Consider the following 5,572-nt stretch of genomic DNA (forward strand, 5'->3'; position numbering starts at 1 on the left):
GGGCGGGAACGCGCGCGCATGAGAATCTTCGCCGCGCGCCGCAGGATTCCGGAACGATCCGCGACCGCGCCGCGCCTGCCGCAGGGGCGGCCGCGCGTCACAGAACGAAGGGCACGAGCGCGCGGCGCTCCCGCGGGTAGTCGGGAAACGTGGCGCGGTACCAGCGGTGGTGGGCGAGGGCCCGCGGGGCGAGGTTCGCGATCGTCCACAGTGCGAAGGCGAGGCCTGGCGGCGACCAGGTCATCAGCGCCCAGCCGATCCACTCGACGATCTCGCCGAGATAGTTCGGACAGGAGACGAAGCGGAACAGACCACCGCGCGGAATGCGGTAGCCGGTTTCGCCCGGACGGCGCAGGCGCCTCAGGATCGCGTCGGAGTGCAGGTTGACCGCCCAACCGGCGAAAAACAGCGCCGCTCCGGCGAGGCAGCGCGGATCGCGGAGCCAGCCGGCCGGGTACGCGGGCCCGATCCCGAACAGGTACCGGCCGTTGAGGTAGGCGTTGACGACGTTGAAGACGATCGCGAGCAGCGGGATCGAGAGCGGCATCGGCCGGCCGCGGCCGATCCGCAGGAGCGGGTAGACGAGCGCCCGGTGCAGGTAGTGCAGCTCCCACAGCGCCAGGAACAGGAGCTGCGGCATCCGGAGCGGCGCGCCGCCGGCCCACCAGAAGAAGGCGAAGAGGAGCGGCGCCGGCAATTCCATCAAGACCCAGCCCGCCGCGGCCGGAACGGCCGGACCCCAGCCGCGGCGGCCGTGACGCCCGTACGGTGCGGTCACGCGGAGCAGCAGAACGAAGACGGCCGGCGCGAGCGCGAGCCATCCGGCGAGCAACCAGCGGTAGACGGCGGTCTCGGTCATCGGCGTGGAGGCGCCTCCAGTAATCCCGCCTGCCGGAACCAGGCGATGGTGTCGGCCACGGTCGACTCCAACGGCCGGGGCCGGAATCCGAGATCACGGGCGGCGGGGCGGATGTCCACCGCCGGGTTTCCATGGGCCACCGCGGCGACCGACGCGGGCGAGTAGAGCGGCGTTTCGCCGCGAAACCGCGCAATCGCCGCGGCGAACGGCGCTCCGAGCCGCGCCAGCCACAGCGGGACGACGATCCGCGGCGGGCGCGTTCCGCTGGCCTCGCCGACCAGCCTCGCCAGCTCCGCGAACGTCGCGTACGGTCCCGACACGAGGTACCGGCGGCCTCTCGTTCCCCGCTCGGCAGCCGCGATCAGGGCCTCGGCCACGTCCCTCGCGTCGACCCACGTGTACCCGCCCCGGGCGAGTGCCGGTACGCGGCCCCGTGCGAGGGCGAGCAGCAGGCGCCCCATCCGGGACGGCTTGAAGTCGAACGGACCGATCACCGCGCCGGGAGCGACGATCACCGCGTCCAAACCCCTCGCGACCGCCTCGAGCACCAGCCGTTCTGCCCGTGCCTTCGACCGGTCGTACGGCAGCGGGCCGGTCTCCTCCGCGAGGGCCCGGTCGGCGTCGAGCGGCGAGTCGTGCGGCCGCTGCTCGAGGGCATGGACGGAGCTGACGTGGACGAGACGCCGCACGCCGGCCTCGCGGCAGGCCTCGATCACGTTCCGCGTGCCTTCGACGTTGACGCGGATTCCTTCGTCCTGGCCGGGCTCGTCGAGGAAAATCCGGGCGGCCGCGTGGAACACGATGTCGGCGCCGGAGACGGCGCGCCGGACCGAGTCGCGATCGAGCAGATCGAGCGGCGCCCGCTCGACGGGAAGCCCCGCGAGGGCCCGCTCGTCCCGGTGGACGCACGCGCGGACGGGGCGGTTTCGCGCGAGGAGCGCCCGCACGAGGTTCGCGCCGACGTGACCCGCCGCTCCCGTCACGACATCCATGCCGCCTCCCGCGGGCAGGGCCGGCCATGATGGCACGGCCGCGCTTCGCACTCTGAGATCCCGGCCTTTCTCAAATCGCGAATTCCGGCGCCGGGCCCCGGTCGCTGAGAAACGGATCGGGCAAATGCGAACATCTCTGCGCGGCAGGAAATCGGCACGGCTCTTGCTTACTCTCGGGGCGAGCAGCTTCTCGACAACGACGGTTTTCGGAGCCGGCCGTGATCGCGGCCGGCTTTCTCCTTTTCCGGACCGCCGGTCCGGCGTCCCTCGCCGACGCACGCCGGGCAGAAGAACGTGCTCCGCTGCTGCTGCACGATCCGGCGCACGGGATGCCCGCACCGGCGGCACGGGCGGCCGTCGCGGCCATACACGGCGAGCAGCTCCTGGAAACGGCCGGAGGCGCCACGGGCATCCTGGAAGTCGGAGAAGGTCGTCCCGCACATCCGGATGGCGGAAGCGAGCACGCGCCGGGTCGCGCGGTGCAGTCTCCGGACCTCCCCGGCATCGAGCGTGCCCGCGGCGCGGCGCGGGTCGAGCCGCGCGGCGTGGAGGATCTCGCTGGCGTAGATGTTCCCGATGCCGCACAGGCGATCCTGCCGGAGGAGCCACGGCTTGATCGCCTGCGCGCTGCCGGCGAGGAGCCGGGCGAGCCGCCGGACGGTGAAGCTAGGCTCCATCGGATCGACCCCTGCCGGTCCGAGCCTCGCGGGATCCCGCGTCCAGGCGAGCCGCCCGAGCCGCCTCGGATCGACGAAGGCGACTTCGCCGTTCTCCAGGCGGATTCGCGCGCGCAGGTGCGAAGGGAGCGGGTCGTCGGGTCCGCGCCAGAGCAGGCGTCCCGTCATCCGGAGGTGGCAGGCGAGGTACAGCGGCTCGGCCCCGGAAAGCTCGAAGAGGATCCACTTCCCCCGCCGGCACAGCCTCGCCACCGTGCGCCCCCGGTAGGCCGGCGGCCGCCCCGCCCGCAGCAGCGGGTCGAGGATGCGAACCTCCTCGATCCGGCGGCCGGTCGCCAGCGGCGCGAGCTGGCGCACGACCGTTTCGACCTCCGGCAGCTCCGGCATGGGGGCGCTCCCCCGCCCCGCGCCCCGGTCTGCCGCCGGGAGGGGCGGAGGCGGGGCGCAAGTCTATAATCGCGGGCGCGGGCGGCCAGCCGGCCGCCCTTCGTCGTGTCCGACGCGATGTCGAACCGCCCGAGCCGATGAACGCCGACCGCATCCGGAACTTCTCGATCATCGCCCACATCGACCATGGGAAGACGACGCTGTCCGACCGGATCCTCGAGAAAACCGGGGCGGTCGAGGAGCGGGAGCTGGTCGAGCAGACGCTCGATTCGATGGAACTCGAGCGGGAACGCGGCATCACCATCAAGTCGCACGCCGTGGCGCTCCCCTACACGGACAAGCGGGGGGAAACCTACCGCCTCAATCTCATCGACACGCCGGGCCACGTCGATTTCGCCTACGAGGTCTCGCGGTCGCTCGCCGCGTGCGAGGGCGCCCTGCTCGTCGTCGACGCCGCCCAGGGGGTGGAGGCCCAGACGCTCGCGAACGCCTACCTGGCCGTCGAGCACGACCTGGCGATCGTGCCGGTGATCAACAAGATCGACCTTCCCTCAGCCGATCCGGAACGGGTCAAGCAGCAGATCGAGGAGGTCATCGGGCTGCCGGGCGAGGAAGCGATCCTGGCGTCGGCGAAGGAAGGGATCGGCATCGAGGAGATCCTCGAAGCGGTGGTGAACCGGATTCCTCCTCCGAGGGGACGCGAGGAGGGCCCGCTCAAGGCGATGGTCTTCGACTCCTGGTACGACAGCTACCGCGGCGCCTACATGCTCGTGCGGGTGATCGACGGAGTGATCGCGAAAGGGACGAAGATCCGGCTGATGGCCACGGGCGCCGAGTACACGGTCGAAGAGGTCGGCCTGTTCACCCCGAAGCAGTGCCGCACGGACTCTCTCGGCGTCGGCGAGGTCGGATGGGTGATCGCGGGCATCAAGGACGTGCACGAGATCAGGATCGGGGACACGCTCACCGAAGCGCACCGGCCGACCCCCGAGCCGTTCCCCGGATTCCGGGAGGTCAAGCCGATGGTCTTCGCCGGCCTCTATCCGGCGGACGCCTCCGCCTACGGCGACCTCCGGGACGCGCTGGACAAGCTCCGCCTGAACGACGCCTCGTTCGAATTCGAGCCGGAGGTCTCGGACGCCCTTGGATTCGGCTTCCGCTGCGGGTTCCTCGGGCTGCTCCACATGGAGATCATCCAGTCGCGGCTCGAGCGCGAGTTCGACCTCGACCTCGTGACCACGGCTCCGAGCGTGCCCTATCGCGTCATGCTCTCGAAGGGGGAGTACGTGGAGATCCACTCGGCGGCGAAGCTGCCTCGCCCCCAGGACGTCGAGTGGATCGAAGAGCCGTACATCAAGGCGACCGTTCTGACGCCCCAGGAGTATGTCGGGCCGCTGATCAAGCTGATGGAGGAGCGGCGCGGTGTCCAGGCGGGCCTGCGGTACGTCGGACCCGGGCGCGTTCTTCTCGAGTACGAGCTGCCCCTGGCCGAGGTGGTGACCGACTTCTACGACCGGTTGAAGTCGGCGTCGCGCGGTTTCGCCAGCTACGACTACGAACTGATCGGCTGGCGGCGCTCCGATCTGGTGAAGCTCGACCTGCTCGTCAACGGGCAGCCGGTCGATGCGCTCTCCGTGATCGTCCACCGCGACCAGGCCTACCGGCGCGGACAGGCACTGGCGGTCAAGCTCAAGGAGCTCATCCCGCGGCAGCAGTTCGACGTCGCGATCCAGGCCGCGATCGGCAGCCGGGTGATCGCCCGCACGAACGTCAAGGCCCTCCGGAAAAACGTTCTCGCCAAGTGCTACGGCGGCGACGTGACCCGAAAGCGGAAGCTTCTCGAAAAGCAGAAGGAGGGCAAGAAGCGGATGAAGCAGGTCGGGCGGGTCAACGTCCCCCAGGAGGCCTTCCTCGCCGTGCTGAAGCTCGACGACTGACGGGAAGCTTCGGATCCCCGGAACCTGTCAGGACTCGCGGGAGATCTGGTCCGGGAGCTCGTTGACGTCGTCGGGCCGGTGCGGGAAATGCTCCGCCAGAGCCTCCCCGGCCAGCGCGATCCCCTCGGCCAGCCCCTTTCCGAACCGCCCCTCGGCGAAGCGCTCGCGCACCCGGGAGAGGACTTCGTCCCAGAATCCCTCGGGCACCCGCTCGTGGATGCCGGCGTCGCCGAGGATCGCGATCCTCCGGGCCGGAACGTCGACGTAGAACAGCACCCCGTTGCGCTCGCGGGTGGCGGTCATGCCCAGCTGCTCGAAGGTCCGTGCCGCGCGCTCCATGATCTCTCCCTCGCCCCCGGCGGCGAGGTGCACGCGGATCTCCCCGGAAGTCCTCCGCTCCGCGGCGGCGATCGCCTCCATGACCTCCCGCTCCTCCTCCGGAGAGAGGAAGGTGGCGGGGGTCGACCGGCCGCGCGCCAGCCCGCGCAGGTAGAGGGCGATGCCCGCCGCCGCGAGCACCGTCCCTCCGGCCGCCGCCAGCCAGGGCCACGCTCCGGAGGCGGGGACCCATCCGTCGCGGGGGGCGAAGATCCACTCCCGGAGGGCGCGGGCCAGGCCGGCGAGCGCCAGCGCGGCGCCGGTCGCGGCGAGGAGGATCCCGATCGGCGCTCCCGCGCTCCGGCTCGCCTGCGCCTTCCCCGGCACCGGTCACCACCCCCC

General features: G+C 71.2%; 5 protein-coding genes. 1 reads left to right on the plus strand and 4 read right to left on the minus strand.

Annotation, left to right across the window (positions count from 1 at the left end):
- Window positions 1–97: 97 nt before the first annotated feature.
- From D6718_12775 to D6718_12785, 3 genes are all read right to left on the minus strand, one after another.
- Complete coding sequence (locus D6718_12775; protein ID RMG43179.1) at window positions 98–859, minus strand: DUF1295 domain-containing protein; 762 nt, start codon at window positions 857–859, stop codon at window positions 98–100.
- Window positions 856–1,851, minus strand: coding sequence for an NAD-dependent epimerase/dehydratase family protein (locus tag D6718_12780; protein ID RMG43180.1), 996 nt, complete (start codon window positions 1,849–1,851; stop codon window positions 856–858). The genes D6718_12775 and D6718_12780 overlap by 4 nt, the downstream gene beginning before the upstream one ends.
- A gap of 167 nt (window positions 1,852–2,018) precedes the next feature.
- The gene (locus tag D6718_12785; protein ID RMG43181.1) at window positions 2,019–2,915 is read right to left on the minus strand and encodes a bifunctional DNA-formamidopyrimidine glycosylase/DNA-(apurinic or apyrimidinic site) lyase; all 897 of its coding nucleotides are present in this window, start codon (window positions 2,913–2,915) and stop codon (window positions 2,019–2,021) included.
- Between the two features lie 137 nt (window positions 2,916–3,052).
- Here D6718_12785 and D6718_12790 point away from each other — a divergent pair, with 137 nt between their 5' ends.
- Window positions 3,053–4,852: an elongation factor 4 gene (locus D6718_12790; protein ID RMG43182.1), complete on the plus strand. Its 1,800-nt coding sequence runs from the start codon at window positions 3,053–3,055 to the stop codon at window positions 4,850–4,852.
- Window positions 4,853–4,879: 27 nt separating this feature from the next.
- Here D6718_12790 and D6718_12795 read toward each other — a convergent pair whose 3' ends face one another.
- On the minus strand, window positions 4,880–5,272 hold the full coding sequence (locus D6718_12795) for a TPM domain-containing protein (protein RMG43183.1): 393 nt from the start codon (window positions 5,270–5,272) through the stop codon (window positions 4,880–4,882).
- Window positions 5,273–5,572 lie beyond the last annotated feature (300 nt).

The sequence above is a fragment of the Acidobacteriota bacterium genome, assembly GCA_003696075.1.
GTDB lineage: Bacteria > Acidobacteriota > Polarisedimenticolia > J045 > J045 > J045.

Excerpts from the sequence above, each read along its gene's own strand:
- D6718_12775 (RMG43179.1), bottom strand. The coding sequence starts at position 859 with ATGACCGAGACCGCCGTCTACCGCTGGTTGCTCGCCGGATGGCTCGCG.
- D6718_12780 (RMG43180.1), bottom strand. The coding sequence starts at position 1,851 with ATGGATGTCGTGACGGGAGCGGCGGGTCACGTCGGCGCGAACCTCGTG.
- D6718_12785 (RMG43181.1), bottom strand. The coding sequence starts at position 2,915 with ATGCCGGAGCTGCCGGAGGTCGAAACGGTCGTGCGCCAGCTCGCGCCG.
- D6718_12790 (RMG43182.1), top strand. The coding sequence starts at position 3,053 with ATGAACGCCGACCGCATCCGGAACTTCTCGATCATCGCCCACATCGAC.
- D6718_12795 (RMG43183.1), bottom strand. The coding sequence starts at position 5,272 with ATGGAGGCGATCGCCGCCGCGGAGCGGAGGACTTCCGGGGAGATCCGC.